General features: G+C 57.3%; 24 protein-coding genes. 14 read left to right on the top strand and 10 right to left on the bottom strand.

Features of this window, described 5'->3' with window-relative positions; all coding sequences use genetic code 11:
* Positions 1 to 140: 140 nt before the first annotated feature.
* The 3 genes from ACJTMZ_RS10860 to tolC all read right to left on the bottom strand — a co-directional run bounded on the left by ACJTMZ_RS10860 (position 141) and on the right by tolC (position 3,642).
* Positions 141 to 1,301 carry a glutathionylspermidine synthase family protein gene (locus ACJTMZ_RS10860; protein WP_017384039.1) on the bottom strand — a complete coding sequence of 387 codons (1,161 nt, stop codon included), beginning with the start codon at positions 1,299 to 1,301 and terminating at the stop codon, positions 141 to 143.
* 2 nt (positions 1,302 to 1,303) lie between these two features.
* Positions 1,304 to 1,969 (bottom strand): DUF1190 family protein, encoded by a 666-nt coding sequence (locus tag ACJTMZ_RS10855; protein ID WP_003862522.1) that lies wholly within the window; start codon positions 1,967 to 1,969, stop codon positions 1,304 to 1,306.
* A 194-nt stretch (positions 1,970 to 2,163) separates the two neighbouring features.
* On the bottom strand, positions 2,164 to 3,642 hold the full coding sequence (gene tolC, locus ACJTMZ_RS10850; protein WP_023295455.1) for an outer membrane channel protein TolC: 1,479 nt from the start codon (positions 3,640 to 3,642) through the stop codon (positions 2,164 to 2,166).
* A gap of 203 nt (positions 3,643 to 3,845) precedes the next feature.
* Between tolC and nudF the strand changes: the two genes are divergently transcribed.
* Genes nudF through parE form a run of 5 tightly spaced genes read left to right on the top strand, consistent with a single transcriptional unit; the run spans position 3,846 to position 8,254 of the window.
* Entirely contained in the window at positions 3,846 to 4,478 is a 633-nt protein-coding gene (gene nudF, locus ACJTMZ_RS10845; RefSeq protein WP_017384042.1) for an ADP-ribose diphosphatase, read from the top strand.
* Positions 4,475 to 4,897, top strand: a complete 423-nt coding sequence (locus tag ACJTMZ_RS10840; RefSeq protein ID WP_003862516.1) for a DUF1249 family protein — start codon at positions 4,475 to 4,477, stop codon at positions 4,895 to 4,897. Before nudF ends, ACJTMZ_RS10840 begins: the two co-directional genes overlap by 4 nt.
* Before the next feature lie 27 nt (positions 4,898 to 4,924).
* Positions 4,925 to 5,752: a 3',5'-cyclic-AMP phosphodiesterase gene (cpdA, locus tag ACJTMZ_RS10835; RefSeq protein ID WP_017384043.1), complete on the top strand. Its 828-nt coding sequence runs from the start codon at positions 4,925 to 4,927 to the stop codon at positions 5,750 to 5,752.
* Positions 5,752 to 6,333: an esterase YqiA gene (gene yqiA / locus ACJTMZ_RS10830; RefSeq protein WP_015571888.1), complete on the top strand. Its 582-nt coding sequence runs from the start codon at positions 5,752 to 5,754 to the stop codon at positions 6,331 to 6,333. The genes cpdA and yqiA overlap by 1 nt, the downstream gene beginning before the upstream one ends.
* A gap of 28 nt (positions 6,334 to 6,361) precedes the next feature.
* Complete coding sequence (parE, locus tag ACJTMZ_RS10825; protein ID WP_017384044.1) at positions 6,362 to 8,254, top strand: DNA topoisomerase IV subunit B; 1,893 nt, start codon at positions 6,362 to 6,364, stop codon at positions 8,252 to 8,254.
* Between the two features lie 85 nt (positions 8,255 to 8,339).
* On the opposite strand, the gene ACJTMZ_RS10820 is transcribed toward parE, so the two are convergent.
* Positions 8,340 to 10,469: a TonB-dependent siderophore receptor gene (locus ACJTMZ_RS10820; protein WP_015571887.1), complete on the bottom strand. Its 2,130-nt coding sequence runs from the start codon at positions 10,467 to 10,469 to the stop codon at positions 8,340 to 8,342.
* A gap of 384 nt (positions 10,470 to 10,853) precedes the next feature.
* On the opposite strand from ACJTMZ_RS10820, the gene ACJTMZ_RS10815 reads away from it, so the two are divergent.
* Genes ACJTMZ_RS10815 through ACJTMZ_RS10795 form a run of 5 tightly spaced genes read left to right on the top strand, consistent with a single transcriptional unit; the run spans position 10,854 to position 15,515 of the window.
* Positions 10,854 to 11,666 (top strand): ABC transporter ATP-binding protein, encoded by an 813-nt coding sequence (locus ACJTMZ_RS10815; protein WP_017384046.1) that lies wholly within the window; start codon positions 10,854 to 10,856, stop codon positions 11,664 to 11,666.
* Positions 11,663 to 12,646, top strand: a complete 984-nt coding sequence (locus tag ACJTMZ_RS10810; protein WP_040118116.1) for an iron ABC transporter permease — start codon at positions 11,663 to 11,665, stop codon at positions 12,644 to 12,646. Before ACJTMZ_RS10815 ends, ACJTMZ_RS10810 begins: the two co-directional genes overlap by 4 nt.
* Positions 12,643 to 13,683 carry an iron ABC transporter permease gene (locus ACJTMZ_RS10805; protein ID WP_017692658.1) on the top strand — a complete coding sequence of 347 codons (1,041 nt, stop codon included), beginning with the start codon at positions 12,643 to 12,645 and terminating at the stop codon, positions 13,681 to 13,683. Before ACJTMZ_RS10810 ends, ACJTMZ_RS10805 begins: the two co-directional genes overlap by 4 nt.
* Before the next feature lie 9 nt (positions 13,684 to 13,692).
* Positions 13,693 to 14,643: an iron-siderophore ABC transporter substrate-binding protein gene (locus tag ACJTMZ_RS10800; RefSeq protein ID WP_015571884.1), complete on the top strand. Its 951-nt coding sequence runs from the start codon at positions 13,693 to 13,695 to the stop codon at positions 14,641 to 14,643.
* On the top strand, positions 14,640 to 15,515 hold the full coding sequence (locus ACJTMZ_RS10795; protein WP_015571883.1) for a MurR/RpiR family transcriptional regulator: 876 nt from the start codon (positions 14,640 to 14,642) through the stop codon (positions 15,513 to 15,515). Before ACJTMZ_RS10800 ends, ACJTMZ_RS10795 begins: the two co-directional genes overlap by 4 nt.
* A 41-nt stretch (positions 15,516 to 15,556) precedes the next feature.
* Here ACJTMZ_RS10795 and ACJTMZ_RS10790 read toward each other — a convergent pair whose 3' ends face one another.
* Positions 15,557 to 16,396: a helix-turn-helix domain-containing protein gene (locus ACJTMZ_RS10790; protein WP_252011015.1), complete on the bottom strand. Its 840-nt coding sequence runs from the start codon at positions 16,394 to 16,396 to the stop codon at positions 15,557 to 15,559.
* A 166-nt stretch (positions 16,397 to 16,562) separates the two neighbouring features.
* On the opposite strand from ACJTMZ_RS10790, the gene ACJTMZ_RS10785 reads away from it, so the two are divergent.
* Genes ACJTMZ_RS10785 through ACJTMZ_RS10775 form a run of 3 tightly spaced genes read left to right on the top strand, consistent with a single transcriptional unit; the run spans position 16,563 to position 20,890 of the window.
* A complete protein-coding gene (locus ACJTMZ_RS10785) occupies positions 16,563 to 18,377 on the top strand; it encodes a DUF2264 domain-containing protein (RefSeq protein ID WP_252011014.1) in 1,815 nt (604 codons plus the stop codon).
* 31 nt (positions 18,378 to 18,408) lie between these two features.
* The gene (locus ACJTMZ_RS10780) at positions 18,409 to 19,674 is read left to right on the top strand and encodes an oligosaccharide MFS transporter (RefSeq protein ID WP_015571880.1); all 1,266 of its coding nucleotides are present in this window, start codon (positions 18,409 to 18,411) and stop codon (positions 19,672 to 19,674) included.
* 28 nt (positions 19,675 to 19,702) lie between these two features.
* Positions 19,703 to 20,890: a glycoside hydrolase family 88 protein gene (locus tag ACJTMZ_RS10775; protein ID WP_015571879.1), complete on the top strand. Its 1,188-nt coding sequence runs from the start codon at positions 19,703 to 19,705 to the stop codon at positions 20,888 to 20,890.
* Positions 20,891 to 20,922: 32 nt separating this feature from the next.
* On the opposite strand, the gene lysM is transcribed toward ACJTMZ_RS10775, so the two are convergent.
* The 5 genes from lysM to qseB all read right to left on the bottom strand — a co-directional run bounded on the left by lysM (position 20,923) and on the right by qseB (position 24,553).
* Positions 20,923 to 21,363 carry a peptidoglycan-binding protein LysM gene (lysM, locus tag ACJTMZ_RS10770; protein WP_014885249.1) on the bottom strand — a complete coding sequence of 147 codons (441 nt, stop codon included), beginning with the start codon at positions 21,361 to 21,363 and terminating at the stop codon, positions 20,923 to 20,925.
* Positions 21,364 to 21,516: 153 nt separating this feature from the next.
* Entirely contained in the window at positions 21,517 to 21,831 is a 315-nt protein-coding gene (locus ACJTMZ_RS10765; RefSeq protein ID WP_015571877.1) for a putative quinol monooxygenase, read from the bottom strand.
* 30 nt (positions 21,832 to 21,861) lie between these two features.
* Positions 21,862 to 22,443 carry an NAD(P)H-dependent oxidoreductase gene (locus ACJTMZ_RS10760; protein WP_015571876.1) on the bottom strand — a complete coding sequence of 194 codons (582 nt, stop codon included), beginning with the start codon at positions 22,441 to 22,443 and terminating at the stop codon, positions 21,862 to 21,864.
* An 89-nt stretch (positions 22,444 to 22,532) separates the two neighbouring features.
* Complete coding sequence (gene qseC, locus ACJTMZ_RS10755; RefSeq protein WP_045906820.1) at positions 22,533 to 23,897, bottom strand: quorum sensing histidine kinase QseC; 1,365 nt, start codon at positions 23,895 to 23,897, stop codon at positions 22,533 to 22,535.
* A complete protein-coding gene (gene qseB / locus ACJTMZ_RS10750) occupies positions 23,894 to 24,553 on the bottom strand; it encodes a quorum sensing response regulator transcription factor QseB (RefSeq protein WP_017692662.1) in 660 nt (219 codons plus the stop codon). The genes qseC and qseB overlap by 4 nt, the downstream gene beginning before the upstream one ends.
* Positions 24,554 to 24,692: 139 nt before the next feature.
* Between qseB and ACJTMZ_RS10745 the strand changes: the two genes are divergently transcribed.
* Positions 24,693 to 25,094 (top strand): YgiW/YdeI family stress tolerance OB fold protein, encoded by a 402-nt coding sequence (locus ACJTMZ_RS10745; protein ID WP_032649546.1) that lies wholly within the window; start codon positions 24,693 to 24,695, stop codon positions 25,092 to 25,094.
* Positions 25,095 to 25,174: the final 80 nt, after the last annotated feature.

The following is a 25,174-nucleotide window of genomic DNA, read 5'->3' as shown; positions in this document are numbered from 1 at the left end:
ATCTTTAACGGAATAACGCTTGCGTACTACGACCGAAAAACCCAGAGTGTGCTCCGGATAGACTGAAAAGTGTTACCTATGTTCCCGGTCTGATCTGTCACCTATGTATCCGGTCATACAGTAGCGCCACCGGGCAAGTCTTACTCGACGAAAATATGCGGGTAGAAACGCGACAGATCCTGCGTAATCAGCGCGCGATCTTCGCGAATGCCAATCCCGGCAGGCTGATCGTTAATAAGCCAGCTGCCGATCAACGTATAGCTGTCGCCAAACTTCGGCAGTTGATAAAACGCCTGGACGATCATCCCTTCTTCACCGTACGGCCCTTCAACCGCTTCCAGCGTTTTACCGTTTTCGATAATCGAGACGTTTGCCCCTTCACGGGAGAAGATTGGCTTAACGACGTATTTCTCCATCGGTGGGAAATCATCTTCAGCAAAGTAAGCAGGCAGCAGGTTCGGGTGATTCGGGAACATCTCCCACAGCATCGGCAGCAGGGCTTTATTGGAGATAATGCTCTTCCAGGCCGGTTCCAGCCAGCGCACGCCGGCGTCTTCCAGTTTGGTAGAGAACATTTCCCGCAGCATGTATTCCCACGGATAGAGCTTGAACAGGTTGCTGATGACCTGATCCTGCATGTCCGTAAACTGACCTTTTTCACCTAAACCGATATCTTCGATATAGAGGAATTCCGTCGCCACTTCCGCTTCGGCTGCGCAGTCCTGCAAATACTGAACCGTACCGCGATCTTCTTCGGTATCGCGGCAGCAGGCGAGGTGCAACAGGTTGAAACCGTGCTGTTCACGCAGTTCGACGAAACGCTCAATCAGCTTTTCCTGAAGGCTGTTGAACTGGTCGCTGCCTTCGGGCAAGTTTCCGGCATTCGCCTGATCTTCCAGCCAGATCCACTGGAAGAACGCGGCTTCGTACAGAGAGGTTGGTGTATCCGCGTTGTTTTCTAAAAGCTTCGGTTCACCCACGCCATCCCATGCCAGATCGAGGCGAGAGTAGAGCGAAGGCTGGTTCGTTTTCCAGGACTGACGAACAAAACTCCAGGTGTGCTTCGGAATGCGGAATTTGGTCATCAGCTCATCGCTGTCGATGACTTTTTCTACTACCTTCAGGCACATCTGGTGCAGCTCTGCGGTTACCTCTTCAAGCTTTTCGACCTGAGCGAGCGTGAGCTTATAGTAAGCATCTTCACACCAGTACGGCTCGCCGTACATGGTGTGAAAGTTGAAACCGTATTCGGTGGCTTTTTCGCGCCAGTCCGGGCGCTCAACAATACTGACTCGTTCCATGATCAGCCGCCCATTGAGCGAGTTGAGGAGCCGGTCGCACTACGCTGCATGGTGGTTTGTTTGGCAACAGACTCACCAAAGCCGCCACGGGTAATGGTGCTGGTGGTGGCTGGTTTCGGCGCCATTGCGGTTTTCGGTACGGTCATCGTACGGCCTGGCGTTGCAGCACCGTAACCCTTGCCGGTGGCATCGGTGTATTTACCGTAGGCCGGGCTGTTCGGGTTTTTGGAGCTAAACAGCGGCTGCTGCTGGTAGCCCGCACCGCCGCTCATCAAACGGCCCATCATATAACCCGCCATCAGCGGCATCCAGAAGCTGCCGCTGGACTGTGCCTGCGCCTGGTTTTCCGGTGCCATACCCGCCTGAGCAGGTGCCTGCTGGCACTGGCCTTCACCGAATTCGGCTACACAGTCTTCGCGAGAGGCATATTTCGGCGCGGTACGTTCCGCTTCTTTGAGGGCGTTGTTATAGGCCGTCGTACACTCAGCGGCTTTACCGGTTGCGCTCGCGCAGTCGTCGGCGTTTTGATACAGCGAAACCGTTTCGTCGTTTTGCTCACAGCCTGCCAGCATAAAGACGGCGGTGACCGCCAGCGCGACAGGTGTCAGGTGGCGTGCGTTCCAGCTTTTGCGGAACGACGCGTGATTCATCGTTTTTGTCCGTTTCATATTTGTCTTCCAGGACCCAGTGGTAATAACGCTCAGGATAGAGGATGAGTGGTTGAAAATGAAGCGAAGAGGGGCGAAATGCGGGGGATCTTTACGTTGGCTTACGTTCAGGTGTGATTTTGCGCCGGGTGGCGCTGTGCTTACCCGGCCTACGGTTAAGTAGGCCCGATAAGCTCAGCGCCATCGGGCAAGGCTTAATGACGGAACGGATTCGTACCGCTGCTGGCAGGTGCGGTGCTACGCGCTGCCGCTGGCTGCGCAAGCGGGGCGCTGCTGTTAGGGGTTAAATTATCAACGGCGGCATCCTGCTGTGGATTTTCCGGCGCGACGCTGTCAGGCGACGTAGGGACCGGTTTGCCCAGCGTGCTGTTCAGCATTTGCAGATCCTGCTCGTTCAGCGTACCCAGCGCCTGCTTGATGTTCAGCTGGTTAATCAGATACTGATAACGTGCGCTGGAGAGCTGCTGTTTCGCGTTATACAGCGTGGTCGTTGCGTCTAACACGTCCACGATGGTACGCGTACCTACGGAGTAACCCGCTTCGTTCGCATCCAGTGAGCTCTGGGCAGAGACGACGGCCTGTTTATAGGCGTTGATGCTGCTGATAGAGGCATTTACGTTGTTGTAGGAAGAACGCACGGTCTGCACCACGTTGCGGTGTGCGCTTTCCAGCTGCTCGCTGGCACCCACAAAGTTGTACTGCGCCTGTTTAACCTGAGAGTTAACCATCCCGCCCTGGTACAGCGGCAGAGAGAAGCTCAGACCCACTTTGTTCTGGCCAACGTTGCTGTCGTCATAGGCCTGAGAGGTCGTTTTAGACCCGCTGTAGCTGGTGTCCGATACGCCGGTAGAGGCGCTCAGGCTCAGAGTTGGCAGGTGACCATCCTGTGCAAGACGGATCTGCTCGCGCGCCAGATCCTGGCTCAGGCGTGCCTGCAACAAGGTCAGGTTGCGGTTTTCCGCTTCTTTCAGCAGGGCGTTAACCGCCTGCGGTTTGTCCGTTTTGAAACTGTCCACGTTCAGAGAGGCCAGCTCAGGATAGTAGTTACCGGTGACCTGACGCAGTGCTTCCAGGGCGTTGTCGAGGTTGTTACGTGCGGTCACTTCGTTAGCCAGTACGGTATCGTACTGTGAACGGGCGTTCTGCACGTCAGTAATGGCGACCAGGCCCACGTTAAAACGCTGGGTGGTTTGATCTAACTGACGGTAAACCGCCTGTTTCTGCGCTTCGGTGTAGGAGAGGGCGTCAATCGCGCTCAGAACCTGGAAATAGGCGGTCGCGGTATTCAGGATCAGCGTCTGCTGATCGGTTTGATAGGTGACATCCTGAATGCCGGCGCTCTTTTCCTGCAAGCTCAGTTCCCGCCATTTGGACATGTCGAACAGGGTTTGTGTAAGCTGTAAAGAGGCGCTGGTGGCATTCGAATCGATGCCATTGTTATCGCGAAAACCGTTAGTGTAGGTATAATCTGCACCTAAGCCTAACTGCGGCAGCAGTGGACTACGTGCTTCGTTAATCTTTTCAAACGCAGCATCACGATCGGCCGCTGATTTACGTAAATCAGGGTTGCCCAGACGTGCCTGCTGGTAGACCTGTAACAGGTTTTCTGCCTGGCTCATTGCACTGAAGCCCGTCAGGCTCAGGCCGATAAGGATGGGGAGCAATTTCTTCATTTGCATTCCTTGTTGTGAAGCAGTATTAGCGCTGATCTAATTAAAAATAATTGCCGATTCTAACAGAATCATCCACACCAAAAGGTTGGCGTAACGTGCCATCTGGCGGTAATTTGCTCCAATCTACCATATAGCCATACAAACGGCAGCCAAACAGCCTTGAAATTCACAATTTCATCACCATTGCTACCAGGACTCGACCGATGCAAAAACCAGAAAACGTGCCTGTCACCTTCGCCAAAAACGATGTAGAAATTATTGCACGAGAAACGCTTTATAGCGGTTTTTTTTCAATGGAACTTTACCGTTTCAGGCATCGTCTGTTTAACGGTGAGATGAGCGGTGAAATCAAACGCGAAATTTTTGAGCGCGGGCATGCGGCTGTGTTGCTACCCTATGACCCAGTGCGTGATGAAGTGGTGCTGGTCGAACAGGTGCGTATTGCGGCTTATGATACCAGCGATACGCCGTGGTTGCTGGAGATGGTGGCCGGGATGATCGAAGAAGGTGAGTCGGTCGAAGACGTCGCTCGCCGTGAGGCGCTGGAAGAGGCGGGCCTGGCGATCGGCCGGACGAAACCGGTGTTGAGCTACCTGGCAAGCCCGGGTGGGACAACGGAACGTTCATCTATTATGGTGGGCGAAGTGGACGCCAAGACAGCGGAAGGGATCCACGGTCTGGCAGATGAAAACGAAGATATTCGGGTTCATGTGGTGAGTCGGGAGCAGGCTTACCAGTGGGTAGAAGAGGGGAAAATCGACAACGCAGCGTCTGTCATCGCCCTGCAATGGCTACAGCTGCATTATCAGACATTACGACACGAGTGGAAAAAATGAAGCGTTATACACCTGACTTCCCAGAAATGATGCGCCTGTGCGAAACCAATTTCGCCCAGCTGCGCCGCCTGCTGCCGCGAAACGACGCGCCCGGCGAAACGGTGAGCTATCAGGTGAGCAACGCGCAGTATCGGTTAACGATAACAGAATCAACGCGCTACACTACGCTGGTGGAGATTGAGCAAACGGCGCCGAGCATCAGCTACTGGAGCCTGCCGTCGATGACGGTACGTCTTTATCATGACGCGATGGTCGCTGAAGTGTGTTCAAGCCAGCAGATCTTTCGCTTTAAAGCGCGGTATGATTACCCGAATAAAAAGTTGCATCAACGCGACGAAAAGCATCAAATTAACCAGTTTTTAGCCGACTGGCTAAGATATTGTTTAGCACATGGAGCAATGGCGATTCCGGTTTGTTAGCGTCATAAACCTACCTAAGGACACCATTTGGAAAGCCTGTTGAACCTGACTGTTGCTGGTGGGGCGCCAGTCAGGATATTACAAATCACCGACACCCACCTTTTTGCCGAAAAGCATGAGACGCTTCTGGGCGTGAACACCTGGGAGAGTTATCAGGCGGTTCTTGACGCGATCCATGCTGAAAAGCGGCCATGCGATCTGATCGTCGCGACGGGCGATCTGGCGCAGGATCAATCCTCCGCAGCCTATCAGCATTTTGCTGAAGGGATTGCGAGCTTTAGCGTGCCTTGCGTCTGGCTACCGGGCAATCACGATTTTCAACCCGCTATGTACAGTTCGCTTCAGGATGCGGGGATTTCACCGGCAAAATGTGTCTTTGCGGGGGACCAGTGGCAAATTCTGCTCCTCGACAGTCAGGTGTTTGGCGTTCCGCACGGTGAGTTGAGCGACTATCAGCTTGACTGGCTGGAGACAAAACTGGCCGCCGAACCGAATCGCAATACGCTGCTGTTGCTGCATCATCACCCGCTGCCGGCGGGCTGTAGCTGGCTCGATCAGCACAGCTTACGCAACTCTGCGGCGCTGGACGGCGTACTGGCGAAATTTCCGCGCGTGAAAAATTTGCTGTGCGGGCACATTCACCAGGAACAGGATCTCGACTGGAATGGTCGCCGCCTGCTCGCGACGCCCTCTACCTGCGTGCAGTTTAAGCCGCACTGCGCCAACTTTACGCTGGATACCATCGCACCGGGCTGGCGCTGGCTGGAGCTGCATGCCGATGGCTCGCTGACCACCGAAGTTTGCCGTCTGACCGGGGCTCAATTCCGCCCGGATACCGCTTCGGAAGGCTATTGATGTCGACGCTTCTCTATCTGCATGGGTTTAACAGCTCACCGCGATCGGCGAAAGCGACGCAGCTTCGCCAGTGGCTAAGCGCGAATCATCCCCACGTGGAGATGATTATTCCGCAGTTGCCCCCTTATCCAGCGGATGCGGCAGAGATGCTGGAATCGATCGTGCTTGAACACGGCGGCGAATCGTTTGGCGTTGTCGGGTCGTCGCTCGGCGGCTACTACGCCACCTGGCTGTCGCAGTGCTTTATGTTACCCGCTGTCGTCGTCAACCCGGCGGTCCGGCCATTTGAGCTGTTAAGGGACTTTCTTGGCGAAAACGAGAACCCCTACACCGGCCAACAATATGTGCTAGAGTCACGCCATATTTACGATCTCAAAGTTATGCAGGTCGACCCGCTTGAAGCGCCCGATCTTATCTGGCTGCTGCAACAGACGGGAGATGAAGTGCTGGATTACCGCCAGGCAGTGGCGTATTACGCATCCTGCCGCCAGACTGTAGAAGAGGGCGGTAACCATGCTTTCACGGGCTTTGAAGATCATTTCACCCAGATTGTCGATTTTCTTGGACTGCACAGCCACTGACAATCAATGCGAATTGCTAGCTTAAATCATGACGCAAACCTATAACGCTGATGCCATTGAGGTACTCACCGGGCTTGAGCCGGTTCGCCGCCGCCCGGGGATGTACACCGATACGACGCGCCCAAACCACCTGGGCCAGGAAGTAATTGATAACAGTGTGGACGAAGCGCTGGCAGGCCATGCCAGACGCGTGGACGTTATCCTGCACGCCGATCAGTCGCTGGAAGTTATCGACGACGGCCGCGGCATGCCGGTAGATATCCACCCGGAAGAGGGTGTTCCAGCCGTTGAGCTGATCCTCTGTCGTCTGCACGCGGGCGGTAAGTTCTCCAACAAAAACTACCAGTTCTCCGGCGGCTTGCACGGCGTGGGGATCTCCGTGGTTAACGCCCTGTCAAAGCGCGTGGAAGTGAACGTTCGTCGCGATGGCCAGGTGTATAACATCGCGTTTGAAAACGGCGAAAAAGTGCAGGATTTGCAGGTCGTCGGGACGTGCGGTAAACGCAACACCGGCACCAGCGTCCATTTCTGGCCTGACGAAAGCTTCTTCGACAGCCCACGCTTTTCCGTTTCTCGCCTGACGCACCTGCTGAAAGCCAAAGCGGTGCTGTGCCCGGGCGTGGAAATCACCTTTAAAGATCACGTAAACAACACCGAACAGAGCTGGCGCTACGAAAAGGGTCTGAACGACTACCTGTGCGAAGCGGTTAACGGCCTGCCGACCCTGCCGGAAAAACCGTTCGTCGGGAATTTCGAAGGTGACACCGAAGCGGTGGACTGGGCGCTGCTGTGGCTGCCGGAAGGCGGTGAGCTGCTGACGGAAAGCTACGTCAACCTGATCCCAACGCTGCTCGGCGGGACGCACGTCAACGGCCTGCGTCAGGGGCTGCTGGATGCGATGCGCGAGTTCTGCGAATACCGCAACATTCTGCCGCGCGGCGTGAAGCTTTCCGCAGAAGATATCTGGGACCGCTGCGCCTACGTGCTCTCCGTGAAGATGCAGGATCCGCAGTTTGCCGGTCAGACTAAAGAGCGCCTGTCGTCACGCCAGTGTGCGGCGTTCGTCTCCGGCGTGGTGAAAGATGCGTTTACCCTGTGGCTGAACCAGAACGTTCAGGCCGCAGAAATGCTGGCTGAAATGGCCATCTCCAGCGCCCAGCGTCGCCTGCGCGCGGCGAAGAAAGTGGTGCGTAAAAAGCTGACCAGCGGCCCCGCGCTGCCGGGCAAGCTGGCGGACTGTACCGCCCAGGATCTCAACCGCACCGAGCTGTTCCTGGTGGAAGGGGACTCGGCAGGCGGATCGGCCAAGCAGGCGCGCGATCGTGAATATCAGGCGATCATGCCGCTCAAGGGTAAGATCCTCAACACCTGGGAGGTCTCGTCTGATGAAGTGCTGGCCTCGCAGGAAGTACACGACATCTCCGTGGCGATCGGCATCGATCCGGACAGCGACGATCTGAGCCAGCTGCGCTACGGCAAGATCTGTATCCTCGCGGATGCGGACTCCGATGGTCTGCACATCGCCACGCTGCTCTGTGCGCTGTTCGTGAAGCACTTCCGCACGCTGGTGAAAAACGGTCACGTCCACGTGGCGCTGCCGCCGCTGTACCGTATCGACCTTGGCAAAGAAGTCTACTATGCGCTGACGGAAGAAGAGAAAGCGGGCGTGCTGGAGCAGCTCAAACGCAAGAAGGGCAAACCGAACGTTCAGCGCTTTAAAGGGCTGGGCGAGATGAACCCGATGCAGCTGCGTGAAACCACCCTGGATCCGAACACCCGCCGTCTGGTGCAGCTGACCATCAGCGATGAAGACGAACAGCAAACCAACGCCGTGATGGATATGCTGCTGGCCAAGAAACGTTCTGAAGACCGACGTAACTGGCTCCAGGAGAAAGGCGATATGGCGGATATTGAGGCCTGATGTCCCCTCACCCTAACCCTCTCCCACAGGGAGGGGGTTAGGATCGTAGGCCCGGTAAGCGTTAGCGCCACCGGGCTTTTTTACGTCAAAACTCCATCTTCACCGTAAACTGCACTTCACGCGGGTCGCCAATCTGGTTGCCCAGGTTGTTGGTCGCAATCGACGACGTGTAGTAGGTCTTATCGAACAGATTCTTCACGTTCACCTGTAGCGTCACCGGATATTGCAGCTTCATTTTGTACGCCGCAAATGCATCCGCCACGAAATAGCCCGGCAGATAATAATCCGCACCGTTAGTCGCTGAGCGGCGGCTTACGCCGTGCCCGCCGCCGCCAATTGTCAGCGTATTCCCGGCAAACGCATTGTGAATATCGTACGTCAGGAACAGGGAGCCGGTATGGCGCGGTACGTTCGGCAGCGGTTTGCCCGCGTAGTCCGGGTCTTCCAGCACCTTCGCATCGGTATAGCCGTAGCTGGCGATAATGTTGGTGTTCTCGGTCAGCGATCCGGCGAGATCCACTTCGACACCCTGCGAGCGCACGCGGCCCGCGGTTTTGGCGACGGTTTCATCACCGACGCTCTCGGTGTACAGCACGTTGCGCTTGTGGATATCAAACAGCGCGATGTTGGCGGTAATGCCGTCGAACAGGTCGAATTTAGCGCCTATTTCATACGCGTTCGACGTTTCCGGCGGCAGGTCGCCGATGTAGCTCGCAATGGACGACTGCGGCATAAACGTCTGGGAATAGTTGGCAAACAGGGAGACTGCCGGCGTGAGCTTGTATACCAGGCCCAGTTTCGGCGTCCACTGGTCGTCGCGGCTGTCGGTGTTGACGTTAAACGGACGGCCTTTGCCCGCGTACTGGGTGTAATACTGGTAGCGCAGTCCGGCAACGGCGATCCATTTATCGGTCAGGTACAGCGCGTCCTGCGCGTAGGCGGAGTAGCTCTCCTGCTTGATGGTTTGATCGCTGTCGGCTGCCGAGACGGTGGTGCACTTGCCGAGGCTGCCGTAGCTCGGGTTGTAAATATTGAAATCCTTAACGTTCTTACAACGGATCATGTCCGTGCGCAGCAGATCGTAATTTTCATACGACACGCCGGTCAGTATCTCATTGTAAAAGCCCGCGATGTCCACGTTCCCCTGCAAATCTGCCCGCGTTGTGTGCATACGCTGGGTCGAACCCTGGGTCGCATCCACGCGGCGGGTCAGGTTGCCGGTTTTTGAATCGTAGGCCATCACGCGAGCCTGGTTATCGCTGTACTTATCCTGGCTGTAGCTGTAGTCGAACTTCGCGGTCCACTGGCTGTTGAGCCGATACTCCGCGTTAAGCTGAGCGAGGTCGGACTGACCGTCGGTCACGTTAAATGGCTCATCAAAGCGGGTTTTGCGATCGACGTCGACGGCCTTTTTGGTGTTGAGATCGAAGATCGTTCCGCGATCGAACGGCGTTTTATAGTCGCGATGCGAATAGAGCACGGTCACGGTGGCATCATCGCCGAACCAGGTCAAAGACGGGGCGATAAAGGTGCTGCGTTCGGTGCCGAAATTACGCCAGTAATCCTCGTCCTGATACTCCCCCGTCAGGCGATAGGCCAGACGCGTACCTTCAATTGGACCGGTGACGTCAAACTGTCCGCTACCGCCGCCAAAGCTGGTTGATGTGGCAGAAATCGAGCCGCCGAAGGTTTTCTCCGGGCGTTTGGTCACCACGTTAATCAGGCCGCCGGGGTCGAGAATACCGTAAAGGGTCGAGGCCGGGCCTTTTAGCACCTCCACGCGCTCGGTTGCGGCATTGAAGCTGCGCGGCAGCACGGTGCGCAGGCCGTTGGTCATGATCGAGCCATCGCGGTTTGCGCCGAAGCCACGGCGCACGAAGGCATCCTGCGTGCCACCCAGGGTGTTGGTCTGCACCACGTTGCTGACGTTATACAGCGCCTCGTCTAGCGTGGTCGCGTTTTGGTCTTCCAGCACTTTATCGCTGACGGTATTGACCACCTGCGGGATGTCCAGCATCGGCATGTTGGTCAGCGTGGCGGTGGAGGTGTTCAGGGGCTGATAGCCGCTGGTGGCGTCGGTGGAAGCGTAAGGATCGGCAGTGACGGTAAGCGTCTCACCGTCTTTTGCTGCTGCGTGCACCAGAGGCGCCATGAACAGGAGTGAAAAGAGCGCGCGCCCTTTTACCCCGGCGAATGAAGGTGTGAACTTAGCCATTACATCTGTTTTCCCAAAATATCCTGCGATGAAATGCTCGCGGAAGAATGTGTGAGTCATTGCCCTTACGCTCTGTCCGTTAGCCTCTACGGCATCGGACTTGTAATTGAGAATCATTCAAGCATGAGGGCATGTAGTAGTAAATGGAATAAATAAAAATTTCGCTACAGAGGTTTCTCTCTGACTAATACGCATCTTTTTCTGGTTTAAGATATTGAAAATAATTAATAAAAATGAATTTTAGTTTGTGTGGTGATGCTCAATTATCCCTGGGGTTTACAGGGTGTATCTTCGCTTGACTACTACATGGAGCGGCGGCAAACTCACAAAAGAGAATGAGTTTTATTTTTATTTGTTGGTTTTTTTTCTTACGTTGGCGTTCACGTGGCTCACTACATCAAAAAGCCGGGACTGGTTCTTGAGAACCTCTCCGCGGGTTACCAGAAAAAAATCATCGTTGATGATATCTCCCTTGCGATCCCCCAGCAGAAAATGACTGTTCTGGTGGGCGCAAACGGCTGCGGAAAATCGACGCTGTTAAGTACCCTCGCACGGCTGCTTCAGCCGCTCGGCGGCAGCGCGGTGCTGGACGGCAAAGCCATCCACTCGCAGCCAACCAAAGCGGTCGCCCGCCAGCTCGGGATCCTGCCGCAGTCTCCGCTGCTTCCAGAAGGGTTAACCGTATTTGAGCTGGTCTCGCGCGGACGTTTCCCCTGGCAGAACGTGATGCGCCAGTGGAGCGAGGAAGACGAGCGGGCCGTGGAAGAGGCGTTACGCCTGACCGGAACGGCAGAGTTTGCCCATCATCTGGTTGAAAGCCTGTCCGGCGGCCAGCGCCAGCGCTGCTGGATCGCTATGGTGCTGGCGCAGCAAACGCCCTATATCCTGCTGGATGAACCCACGACGTACCTCGATCTTCGCTACCAGGTGGAGATCCTCGAACTGCTGCACACGCTGACGCGCCGGCACGGGCGCACCGTGGTGGTGGTTCTGCACGATCTCAACTTCGCCGTGAATTACGGTGATTCGCTGGTCTTTTTACGTCAGGGAAAGGTTGAGGGGGTACTGCATGAGGGCGACGCCTGCACGCCGGAGCTGATCAAAGCGGTGTTTGACGTCGACGTGCATATGTCGGTTAACCCGCTGACCGGCAAGCCGTTCTTTATGCCGTTCCGTCAGGCTGACGACAAACCATGATGCGCACATCTGTGGCCTTTATTCTCTTTACGCTGCTGCTTCTGGCAGGCGCGATTGCGCACCTGAGCATCGGGGCGCGCGTTATCGCCCCCCGGACGGTAGTAGACGCATTTTTCCACTTCGACCCGCGCAATTTTGAGCATAGCGTGATCGTCAGGCTGCGCTTGATGCGGCTGTGCGCCGCCCTGGTGGCGGGCGCGGCGCTCGGCATCGCGGGCGTGCTGCTGCAATCAGTGATCCGCAACCCGCTCGGCGAGCCGCATATCCTGGGGCTGAATGCAGGGGCGGCGCTGGCGGTGGTGCTGACGAGTGCCCTCGGGCTGTCGCTGCCGTTTGGCCGCCCTCTGATAGCCGCAGCTGGCGCCGCCGCGCTCTTTTTGCTGGTGCTAACGTTCTCCTCATCCGGGCGTACCGGTCTCACGCCGATGAAGGTCACGCTGTGCGGCGTGGCAATGTCGGCATTTGCCTCATCGATAACCGCCACGGTGTTGATTCTGGATGAACAGACGCTGCTGGCCATGCGGACCTGGCTTGCGGGGGATGTGGCGGGAGTCATCGGCGAGACGATCGCTAGCGCCGCGGGGGCCGCTGCCGTGGGTTTTGCGCTGGCGCTCTGGCTGTCGCCGTCGCTGAACATGCTGGCGCTGGGCGAGAGAATGGCGCAGGGGCTTGGCGTGTCGCTGCTGAAAACGCGCCTGCTCGCGCTGCTGGCCATCGCCCTGCTGTGCGGCGCGGCGGTTTCAGTTGCCGGACCGATCGGGTTTATCGGACTCGTGGTGCCGCAGCTGATTCGCCGTCTGGTATCGGTGGACCTGCGCGTGATGGTGCCGCTTTCAGCCCTCTGCGGGGCGCTGGTTCTGCTGATGGCGGATATCGCCGCCCGTACGCTGTTTACGCCGTATGAGCTGGCAACCGGCGTGATGACTGCGCTAGTCGGCGCGCCGGTCTTTATCCTTATGGCGTCAAGGATGTTCAAATGAACCGGGCTGGATTGAGGGCAGTACGATTTTTCTCCTTCTCGGCGCTGGTTCGCCCGAGGGCGCTGCTGTATCTGGCCGTATTATCGCTTGCCGCTCTCCTGCTGCTAAGTTTTGGCCTGACGCACGGTTCGCTGCCCATTCCTGCTTCCGCCATCGGACGTGCGCTGTTTTATCCTGAACGTCTGACGGCGGATGCGCATTACATTGTGATGGATATCCGCCTGCCGCGCCTGCTGATGGCGGTGCTGTGCGGCGCGATGCTCGGCATGGCGGGGGCGGCCATGCAGTCCATTACCCGCAACGGCCTTGCTGACCCCGGTCTTATCGGCGTGAAAGAGGGCTGTAGCGCGGCGGTGCTGCTGCTGATTTTTCAGTTTCCGGGATTGGGGCCGTACTGGCGTCCACTTATCGGCATGGCCGGTGGGTTGCTGACCGCGCTGCTGGTAGTGGCGCTGGCGCGTGATATCTCGCGCCCGCGATTCATCCTGATCGGCATCGGCGTGTCATGGGCGTTTGCCGCCGCGATGGGGGTCTTTATGACGACCGCCGACGTGCGCGACGTCCAGACGGCGATGCTGTGGCTGGCGGGGAGCCTGCATGCGGCAAGCTGGACGCTGGTCAGCATCGCTGCTGCCTGGACGGTGCCGGCGTTTGCGCTGCTGCTCTTTACCGCACGCGCCGCAGACGTAGCCTTGCTCGGCAACCACACTGCGACGGGGCTGGGCGTGCGGACTTCACGCCTCGCTCTGCTGCGCGTGTTTGCCCCCGTGGTGCTCACCGCGGCCTGCGTCTCCTGCGTGGGGAGTATCGGCTTTGTCGGGCTGATTGCTCCGCACATGGCGCGCCTGCTGCTGCGCGGAGGGCAAACGGCACTGCTGACGGGAAGTGCCGTACTGGGCGCGCTGCTGGTGCTGCTGGCGGATAACGTCGGGCGGCTGGCATTTCTCCCGTTGCAGCTGCCGGCGGGAATTGTCATTTCACTGATTGGCGGACCGTTTTTCCTGCTGCTGCTCTGGCAGCGTCGGGATCGATTTTAGGGGATAAAAATGCGCGTATTTTTTGCAATGCTGGTGCTGGTGGGTTTTGCTGTAGGAGCCGCAGAGCCAACGCAGACGTTTACTGACGACCTGAACCGCAACGTGGTGGTGCCGGTTAACCCGAAGCGGATTGTGTCCCTGCACGACCTGGATATCACCATTCCGCTGATCGAGCTTGGCGTACCGCCGGTTGCCAGCCATGGCCGCACCCGACCGGACGGCAGCCATTTTCTGCGTTCCAGCGGTATGCTGACGGGCATCGATTTTGATAATTCCGACATCACATTCATCGGCACCGCGGATATCGATATTGAAGCCATCGCCGCGGCGAAGCCGGATCTTATCATCACCGAGCCGACCCGCAACACGCCGGTCGAACAGCTGGAAAAAATTGCCCCGACGGTGAGTATCGATCACCTCGACGGCGGTGCGCCGGAGATCTACCGCAAGCTGGCGCAGCTTACCGGGACAGAGGCGCGGCTGAAGATTCTGGAGCGTCGCTATCAGGAGCAGATCGAGGCGCTAAAGGCGACCATCGATACGAGCAAACTGACCGTCTCGGTGATTCAGGCCAATCAGGGCAAAATCAACGCCATGCACAGCTACCACTCGCTTGGGCGCGTGCTGCGCGACGCAGGGTTCAGGTTCCCGCCGCTGATTGAGAGCATCCCGGAGGGCGGGCGCATCGACGTCAGCGCCGAGCGCCTGCCGGAGCTGGATGCTGATTTTGTCTTTGCCACCTGGCGCGGGGACACTGGCGGAAAACCGCAGGACGAGCTGGCGGCGATGGATGCGGTGATGCCGGGCTGGTGTCAGTTTCTCAACGCCTGCCGAACCGGGCATTACGTGCTCATCTCCCGCGAGGAAGCGATCTCAAATTCATTTGCCTCGCTGGGGCTGATGGCCGCGCAGGTGCAGTCGCAGATAGCGGGCCGTCCGCTGCCGGAGGCCGCACGATGATCCGAAAAATTGATGTCTACGGCGACCGCCTCCGCTCGCGGGCGCACCAGCTGACGCCGCGTCTGCTGCAGGTGGCGAGCTATATCAATGAAAATCGTGAAGCGGTTATGGAGCAGACGGCAATGGAGATTGCCGCTGTGCTACACACCTCGGACGCCACCGTGGTGCGTGCCATTCAGGCGCTTGGGTTTGGCGGGCTGCGGGATCTCAAGCAGACCCTGGAGCAGTGGTTTGGCCCGGTGGTCACCTCCAGCGAGAAGATGTCCACCACGGTAAACACGCTTACCAGCGACGTCGACGCGAGCATCGATTTTGTGCTGGAAGGCCATCAGCACACCTGCGCGGTGTTGTCCGAACCGGGCAACCGCTACGCGATGGCGCAGGCCGTGTCGCTGCTGGCGCAGGCGAGACAGGTCGCTATTTTTGGCATTGGCGCATCCGGCATTCTGGCCGAGTACACCTCGCGACTGTTTAGCCGTATAGGCCTGCCTGCGATCCCGCTCAACCGCACCGGTATTGGCCTCGCCGAACAGCTGATTGCCCTACAGCGCGGTGACGTGCTGGTAATGATGGCGCAAAAATCCGCGCACCGGGAGGGGCAGACCACGCTGCGCGAAGCGAAGCGCCTGGGTATTCCCACCATTTTGCTGACCAACGCCACGGACTCGCGCTTTAGCAAAGAGGCAAGCGTAGTGATCCACGTCCCGCGCGGCGGCGAGAAGGGCAAAATCCCGCTGCACGGCACGGTGCTGCTGTGCCTGGAGATGATTATTCTGTCCGTCGCCTCCACTGAGCCGCAGCGCACCATCAAGTCGATGAAGCGCATCAACGAGTTACACCGCGGATTAAAGCCGGGGAAGAAGAGCGGTTGATCTTCCCCCTCTCCCCGTGGGAGAGGGCGGGGGTGAGGGCGTCAAACCGCACGATGGTTCTTCCTGTACTGCAACGGCGTCTCGCCAATCCCCTTTTTAAATGCGCTGATAAACCACGTCACGTCGGAAAATCCCGCCTGTGCGGCAATGTCACGCACGCTCGAATCCGTGTGGAGTAAACACTCGCACGCCTTACGCAACCTTAGCGTGTTCAGGTAGTCGTGAATTTTTTCGCCCGTTTCCGCATGGAATCTTCGCGATACGTAACTGCGTGATTTACCCAGCTCTTCGGCCAGCGCATCCAGACGAAATTTCTCCTGATAATGCTCGTCGAGCCAGAACATTACCTGGCTGGCGATCCCCTGGCTGTTGCCCGGCTCACCGTCGCGATCGTCGGGGAGCATCGCGAACAGGCCGATCAGCAGGCTGGCGATGCTCTCGCCGTTCATCGGCGGTTTATAGCAGCTAAACAGATGGTCGATATGGTGGTGACAGTGGGCTAAATCGGCGACCCACGCTTCGCCGCCACGGCGTGACAGCCGCTCCAGGCGCTGCCGGGTCTGGGGAAAATCCCGCAGGATCTTCAGCACCGCGTGCTGGTCGAGATGAATAATGGTGCGGCGGTAAATTGCCTCCGCCTGTTCGTCCACCATGACCTTGTGCAGCGTAAAAGGCGGGAAGAAAAACAGTCGTCCGGGGCGCATGGTGTAGTGACGATTATCGACAATCGCCACGCCAAAGCCCTCTTCCACATAGAGGATCTCCAGACACTGATGCCAGTGATGGTAGCGCACCGTATTGGCAAACAGGCGGCTGAACGAGGCCACGGTATCATTCAGGGCGATCAGTTCCAGAAGGTCGGATGTCGGCGTGTCGTGCATAGTGCAATAAAACTCAACTTTTTCCCGTCTGATCGTCTTTATAAACCACCTTTTTAAATTTTCTCAACTGGAGGTTTATTCATCGTTCATGCCTGTGACATGGCTAACATTTCTGCCCCTTGCGGATTCACTATGCTTTGCCGCAGTTGATTACGAGGGCGAACCGATGTGGGCGGCAAACAAAGAAAAATCAAATCCGTTGTCTTCACGCCAGGAGGTAGTGGCGTCGTTGAATGCACTTTTACAGGCGCTGGACACGCAATTTCCGGCGAACCGTTCACGATTCCCGCTGGGCGACACCTGCGCCCATTACACAGCGGATATTGCGCAGATGGAGGGACTTTCTCGCGCGCTGTGGGGGCTGTTTCCGCTGATGGCATCTGGCGAAAGCACGCCGTTCAGCGAGAAGTACCTTACTGCCATTAAGCTTGGTACCGACCCGCAAAGCAGCGGCTACTGGGGTGAAACCGGCCCGTACGATCAACGTCTGGTGGAGATGGCGGCCTACGGTCTGGGGCTCGCTCTGCTGGGGGATAAACTCACCGCGCACTTAACCGGGCGCGAGGTGATGAACCTGCACGCGTGGCTCAACCAAATCACCGACGCGCAGATGCCGGACAGCAACTGGAACTATTTTGCCATTATGGTCCAGCTCGGCTTTAAGCGCGCCGGCCTGCCGTACGATCGGGCCGCCATTGACCACCGCTTTGCGCTGATGGACGCCTACTACCTCGGCGACGGCTGGTATTCCGACGGTCCCGGCCGCCCGAAAGATTACTACATCTCCATGGCTTTCCATTTCTACGGCCTGATTTACGCCACGCTGAGTGACGACGAGGCGAGGGCGAAGGTGCTGCGCGAGCGCTCGCGTCTGTTCGCGGAAGACTTTATCTACTGGTCCGCCGCCGATGGCGCCTCGGTGCCGTTTGGCCGCAGCCTGACCTACCGCTTTGCCATGGTTGCCTTCTGGAGCGCGGTGGCCTTTTCTCAACTGGACGTCTTCACCCCGGGCATCGTGAAGGGCATTGTGCTGCGGCATCTGCGCTGGTGGCAGCAGCAGTCGATTGTCGATCGCGACGGTATTCTTACCCTGGGGTTTGCGTATCCGAACCTGGCGATGTGCGAGGATTACAACTCCCCCGGTTCACCGTACTGGGCGCTGAAAACCTATCTGATCCTGGCGCTGCCGGAAGCACACCCGTTCTGGCAGGCGGAAGAACAACCGCTGCCCGCGCTTGCTGAAAAACATGTGATTCCGCATGCGCAGCAGATCCTGATGCATTCGAAAGATTCGCAGCACGTCGTCATGCTCACCGCCGGTCAGCTGGAGCTGAACAACTACGTCAACACCGAAGCGAAATACACCAAATTTGCCTACTCCAGCCGCTTCGGATTCACCCTTGAGCGCGGGCGTTTTGGCCTGAAGCATGCCGCCTGCGATTCCATGCTGCTGCTGGCGGACGGAGATGACTATTTCCGCGGTCGTCGCGAGTGCGACGAGGTTCGGGTGGATGAAAATTACATTTTCTCGCGCTGGTCGCCGTGGCGCGACGTGCAGATTGCGACCTGGCAGATCCCGTTCGGGGAGTGGCACCTGCGCCTGCACCGTATCAACAGCGCGCGCACTCTGCAAACCGTCGAGGGCGGCTTTGCGGTGATGAAAACCGCCCACCAGGTGCGCGAACGCGGTTGTTATCTGTTGGCTGAAAACGGCAGCAGCGTCATTGTCGATCTTTCGCCGATCATTCATCGCCAGCCAGACAGCATCGTCACGCCGCCGAACAGCAGCATTATGTTTGCGGAGTGTGCCTCCATTCCGCTGTTAAAAGCTGACCTCCCGCAAGGGGAAAGCTGGCTCTGTTGCGCCGTTCTGGCTGGCGGAAAACAGCCCGCTGCGGCGACGCCGCAGCTGAATATAACCCATAACCAGGTCGTGATTAGCGAACCCGGAAGCGAACGTAAGCTGTCGTTCACATTATAAAAATCTGGCCCTACACCCCGGCGAGGATGATATGAAAAGCACATCGACAACCAACAGAACTGAATATTACAAAATCAGCAGCTTTATCTTTCTCTATTTCTTTACCTGGTCTGCCAGTATTGGTCTGCTGGCGATCTGGCTCGGTCAGAAAGCCAACCTGAGCGGATCGGTGATTGGAACCGTCTTTGCGGTGAACGGGATATTCTCCGTTATTCTCAAGCCGATCTACGGCTATATTCTCGATAAGATCGGCATGAGCAAATATCTGCTCTATTTTGTGGTGATCATGTCGGCCCTGATGGCGCCATTCTTTATTTATGTTTACCAGCCGCTGTTAATGTCTAATACCCTGCTGGGGATTATTATCGGCGCGCTCTATTTAAGCTTTGCCTGGTACGCGGGCGTGGCGGCGTGTGAATCCTATTCCGACCGCTTTAGCCGTTTGAATGGCATGGAGTTCGGGCAGATCCGTATGTGGGGATCGCTCGGCTGGGCGGTGGCGTCATCTTTCTCCGGCCTGCTGTTCAACCTCTCACCGGCGTATAACTTTATTCTCGGCAGCGTGGCGTCGGTGGTGATGCTGATTGTCCTGCTGAGCCTGAAAGTGAACACTAACTCCGCTCACGCAGGCGAGGTGCTGACGAAAGAGAAAATTGCCCCGTCCGACGTTTACGCCCTGCTGCGTAACCGCAAATTCTGGGCCTTCTGCCTGTACGTGGCGGGCGTGGCATGGATGATGTTTATCGCCGAGCAGCAATTCTCGCGCTATTTCGTCACCTTCTTCGATGATATTCATGAGGGCAACGCCGTATTCGGCTATCTCGGGACCGTACAGTCGGGCATGGAATTTGTCATGTATATGGTGGTCCCGCTGTTTGTGAACTTTATTGGCGCCAAACGCGGGCTGTTAATTGTCGGGCTGGTGGTTGGGGCGCGTCTGATTATTTCCGGCATGTGTGATTCACACTTGTTAATTTCAGTGCTTAAGCCGCTATACGGTCTGGAAATTTGTCTCCTGCTGGTGTCGGTATTTAAATATATCGCCGAGCATTTCGACAAGCGCGTCAATGCCACCATGTATTTACTCGGCTATCAGGCGATGCTCTACGTTGGCAACGTGGTGGTCTCTTCCCCTGCCGGCTATATGTATGACCGTATTGGCTTTGAGCACACCTATATCATCATGGGCGCAACGGCGCTGACCTTTACCCTTATTTCTGCTTTTACGTTATCCGCCTGTCAGAGCAAATGGCGCGGGGCTCGTGCGCTGAACGTAGCAGAAACGTCAACACGATAAATTACGCCGTCAAAGAAGGAACCGAAATATGTTAAGTCGTATCAAAGAAGAACGTCTGCCTGTTATCGCTGCGCCCGTTGACTCCCGCGCATTCAGCGATGAACTGAATTCGGCGCGCAGCCACGTTCTTGACCTGATTAGCCGTCATTTAACGGAGTTCGGCGACAAATTCCCGGCGGAAACCTGCCAGAACGGTTTTTATCCGCTGACTGACAACGTGGAGTGGACCACCAGCTTCTGGACCGGGCAGCTGTGGCTGGCATGGGAGATGAGCGGCGAGGAAAAATTCCGCGCGATGGCGGAAAAACACGTGCGCTCGTTTGGCCTGCGCATCGCCGGGCGCAACGACACCAACACCCACGATTTAGGCTTCCTCTACACGCTCTCCTGCGTAGCCGCGTGGCGGCTGACCGGAAGCCGCGAGGCGCGCGGCTTCTCGCTGCTGGCGGCGGAAGCCCTGCTTGAACGCTTCCACGAGAAGGCGAAAATCATCCAGGCGTGGGGCGATCTCTCCGATCCGGAGCAGGCCGGGCGGATGATCATCGACTGCAACATGAACCTGCCGCTGCTCTACTGGGCAACGGAGCAGACGGGCGATCCGCGCTTTGCCGACGCCGCAAAAGCGCACGTCATGCAGGCCGCGACATACCTCATTCGTGACGATGCCTCCACCTTCCACACCTACTATATGGATGTGGCAACCGGCGCACCGCGCTACGGCAACACCCAGCAGGGCTACGCCGACGACTCCTGCTGGTCGCGCGGGCAGGCTTGGGGCATTTACGGTTTCCTGCTGAGCTATATCTATACCGGCGACGAAACGATGATCGCCCTGTCAAAACGGCTGGCGAACTACTTCCTCAATCGCCTGCCGGAAGACTACGTCTGCCACTGGGATCTGGCGCTGGTGGGCACCGACGCACTGCGTGACTCTTCCTCGGCGGCAATTGCGGTGTGTGGACTGCTGGAGCTGGTGAAACATCTGCCGGTCACAGATCCGGATCGCGAACGTTACCTCGAATGGGCGAAAGGGATTATGTCCTCGCTGACAAAGCACTATCTGATGGGCAAAGAAGAGAAGGGCAACGGGCTGCTTAAGCACTCGGTGTATCACCTGGCGAGCAATAAAGGCGTGGATGAGTGCGCGAGCTGGGGCGATTACTTCTACGTTGAGGCACTGGTGCGTTTTACGCAGAGCTGGAAACTGTACTGGTAAAAACAGTCGGGGGGTAACCCCCGACAGAGGGATCACGCTTTCGGAATACGCAGCGTCTGACCGGGATAGATCTTATCCGGGCTGGAGAGCATTGGGCGGTTAGCCTCAAAAATCTTATTGTACTGGTTGGCATCGCCGTACACGGTTTTAGAGATTGCGCTCAGGGTATCGCCGGATTTCACCGTATAGTAGGTGGCTTCATCTTTGGCATCTGTCGCGGTGATATTGTTCTCCACTTCGCTGACGCCCGCGATGTTGCCGACGGCGACCTGGATTTTTTCTTTCTGCTCCTGCGTCAGCCCGTCGCCCGTCACGCTGGCCTTGCCGTCAGTGACGTTAACCTGAACCTTATCGGAACCGGGAATGTTGAGTTTCTTGAGGTGCTCGGTGATTTTGTCGCCCTGACCTTTATGATCGGTCAGGTTATCCCACAGCTTTTCGCCTGCTTCTTTTACGAAGTTAAAAAGTCCCATTCCATCCTCCTGTTAACAATGAAGTCAGAATAAGCATAGCAGTTGAGTATTAAGATGATACAAAAAGCCCGGTGGCGCTAGCGCTTACCGGGCCTACGAGTCAGGTTTTGTAGGCCGGGTAAACGCAGTGCCACCCGGCAAATTTCACGGAACTTAAACCCCTTGCTCCAGAATACGGATATGGGTATCCAGCACGTCACCTTTTACCGCCTCACTCCACGCTTTCATGTGCGGAGTCTGCAAATGCGCTTCAAGGTGCGCGACGGTTTCCCACTGCTCAACCATGATGATTGAGTCTGGCGCGGTCGCCTGGAAGCTTGCGCTGGTGGCGGCGTCCACCATCGGCGCGTAGCCGTGGCAGCCTTCTTCTTTCAGTACGGTCGGGATGATCTTCGCGAACTCATCCAGTACCGCCTGGCGGTGATGTTGGCCAGGACGCGTACGGATTTCAGCAATAACGGTAAGCATAATTAACTCCTTCTAATTCCAGGCTACCAGTTAAGCAAAAATTTCCGCGAGATGCTTGCGATATTCTGCGATATAGCGCGGGACGTCCGGCATTTTAATCACGTCGTTGACGATAAAGGTCGGCAGCGGCTCCATCCCCAGGAACTGATTCGCCTTGTGGAACGGCAGATACGCGCCGTCTACGCCCACGCCTTCGAAGAACTGATCTTGCTCAGTGAAGGCTTCAAGCGGGGCATTCCAGGTCAGGGAGAGCATGTATTTCTTGCCCTGAATCAGGCCGCCGGAACCGTATTTTTTAGACGCGTCTGAGCGGGTGCGACCGTCGCTGGCATACAGCGAACCGTGACCTTCGGTAAACACATCGTCCATGTATTTTTTCACGGTCCACGGTGCGCCCATCCACCAGCCCGGCATCTGCCAGATAACCACGTCGGCCCACAGGAAGTTCTGCACTTCGGCCTTCACGTCGTAATCGCTGTCCGCGCGCACGACCTTAACATCATGTCCGGCGTCGCGCAGGAAACCATCCGCGACCTCGGTCAGGGTGTCATTCAGCTGGCCTTTAGAGTGCGCAAATTCTTTCGCGCCGTTGATAATCAGAATGTTGCTCATTATTTGTCCTCGATGCTGAGAGTATGCCGGGTATTCTACGCGCGAGGACGGAGCGGAAAAATAAGCAGAATGTGCAAAGTCTTTTGCGCTCAGCGCAATAATGGCTGCCAGCTGACGGTCACCTCAAAGCCCCCTTCCGGCGCATTGCCCAGCGAGACGCGCATCCCATGTAACGCCGCGATACGCTTGACGATAGACAACCCCAGACCGCTGCCGGTGGCGTCCTGGCCCGGTGGACGATAAAAGCGCTCGCCGAGACGCGCCAGCGCATCGGATGAAATGCCCGGGCCGTTGTCGCGCACGGTAAAGCTTTGGGTATGCAGCGTCACGTCCACCACGCTGCCGCGCGGGCTGTAACGAACGGCGTTGTCCAGCAGGTTACGCGCCAGAAGGCTCAGCAGTAGCGGCTGTCCGTGACGCATCACCTCGGGCGCGTTGACGTTGAGCCGAATATCAATGCCCGCCTGCTGCGCCGGATGCCAGATATCCAGCACCGCGGATTGCAGCAAATCGGCCATCATCACGGGTTCGACGTCATCAAGATTATCCAGTGAATCCAGGCGCGACAGGGTGAGAAGCTGGTCCACCAGCCGGGAGGCGCGGTCGATGCCCGCATGCAGCTGCCCCAGCGCTTTAGACTGCGCCCCGGGATCGTCCAGGGAAAGCTGCGCCACGTCGGTTTGCACCTTCAGCGCGGCCAGCGGGCTGCGCAACTCATGGGCGGCATCCGAGGTGAAGCGGCGCTCGCGGGCCATCATCTCCTGCGTACGGGCGAAAAGATGGTTAAGCGCATCAAGCAGCGGGCGAACCTCCGTCGGCACGCCGTGGGTGGGCAGCGTATCGGTCGCATCCGGCGAGCGCGAGCGCAGGGTCCGCGCCAGATTTTTCAGCGGTTTCAGTTCCCGGCTCAGCAGAACAATCAGCAACAAAAGCATGACGGGCAGCGCCACCAGCCACGGCGTCAGCTGCGAGCTGACCACGTCCAGCGCCATATCCTGTCGGTACTCCCACTCCTGGCCAACCACCACGCGGTATTTCCCGTCCGGAGAAGTCAGCCACAGGAAACGCCATTCGTCGTTGTCATCCTGCAACCGACCGTCATCAAACCCGTCCCGGCGGTAGAGGTAAGGTATGTCGCGCCCGTTTTCGCCGTCGTTAAGCACCATGCTGCCGTCGGCGGTGAAGATTGCGAAGGCCAGCGCATCGTCGTCCAGGTGGCCGTGTTTGGCTTTTTTCGGTACCTCGCGCATGCGTTCCGGGGCGCGAAGTTCGTCCACGTCCATCGTCAGCAGCCGTTTGGCAAACAGCATCTGCTGGGTATCGAACAGCTTATCGAGCTTGTCGGTCGTCTGGTGCCAGGCCACCACGCTTGCGGCAAACCAGGCCGCCAGGGACAGCAGCAAAAAGAGGAGCGTCAGGCGCAGCTTCAGGCTCAGGCGTTGGGTCAGTTTCATGCGTCACCCAGGGTATAACCGATGCCGTGCACGGTGCGGATAAATTCGCTGCCGAGCTTGCGGCGTAAATGATGAACGTGGACTTCGACGGCGTTGCTGGAGACGTCATCATCCCAGTTGTAGAGTTTCTCCTCGATGGTCTTGCGCGGCAGCACGCGGCCCGCGTTGCGCATCAGCAGCTCCAGCAGGGCGAACTCTTTGGGTTTGAGCACCAGCGTTTCGCCCTCCAGCGTGGCGACAAGGCTTGCCGGATCGAGCGTGACCTTGCCGTGACGCAGCTCGCTGCGCGCCTGCCCGTGGCTGCGGCGCACCAGCGCTTCAAGGCGGGCCGCCACTTCAATCAGCGCGAACGGCTTACACAGGTAATCATCCGCCCCCAGGCGTAACCCTTCGACGCGCTGATTCAGCGCATCCCGCGCGGTCAGGATCAGCACCGGTTCGCTCTTACCGCTTTCGCGCCAGGCGCGCAGGATCTCAAGCCCGTCGATTTCTGGCAGCGTCAGGTCCAGCACCACGGCATCATACGGCGCGGTGTACAGGGCCGCCTGCCCGGTTTTACCGTCGGTAAACCAGTCCACGTTAAAGCCCATTTTGCTTAAGCCCGCTTTGATGCCGTCGCCGATGAGCCTGTCGTCTTCTACCAGTAAAATGCGCATATTTCCTCCTTGATGCCGTCAGTAAACCTTCTGCAAGCGCCTGCTGTACAGTAAAAATAAATAAATTTTCCCCTTAAGAAGTTGTTAAGGTTTACCCTGTTTAATGGATTGTGAAACGACATTAAAGGGAGAGATAAAGATGAAAAAATTCGCTGCAATTGCTGCCATCATGATGATGACCACGGCCCCTGTCTTTGCTGCACAGGGTGGCTTCTCTGGCCCATCTGCGACACAGAACCAGACGCAAACCCAGCAGGGTGGCTTTGTCGATAACAACGCCAACCTCACCACCGCGGCTAAAGTGAAAGACCTGAAGGACGATGCCTGGGTGAAGCTGCGCGGGAACATTACCGAGCGCCTGTCCGATGACCGTTACACCTTCCGCGATGAGAGCGGCACGGTGGTGGTGGAGATCGACCACAAGCGCTGGAACGGCGTGACCGTCAGCCCGCAGGATAAAGTCGAACTCCAGGGTAAAATCGATAAAGACTGGAACGAGTTTGAAATCGACGTGAAGCAGGTTATCAAGCTGAACAAATAACCCGGAAAGGGCCGCTTATGCGGCCCTTTTTCTTTGTGACTCAACTCGCCAGATGAGGTAGTATCTGCGGCAATATTGCC

Origin of the sequence: Enterobacter sp. DN (assembly GCF_046054285.1) — a bacterium.
In the GTDB taxonomy this organism is placed as follows: Bacteria; Pseudomonadota; Gammaproteobacteria; order Enterobacterales; family Enterobacteriaceae; genus Enterobacter; species Enterobacter hormaechei_C.
This window is presented reverse-complemented; position numbering and strand designations above follow the sequence as displayed.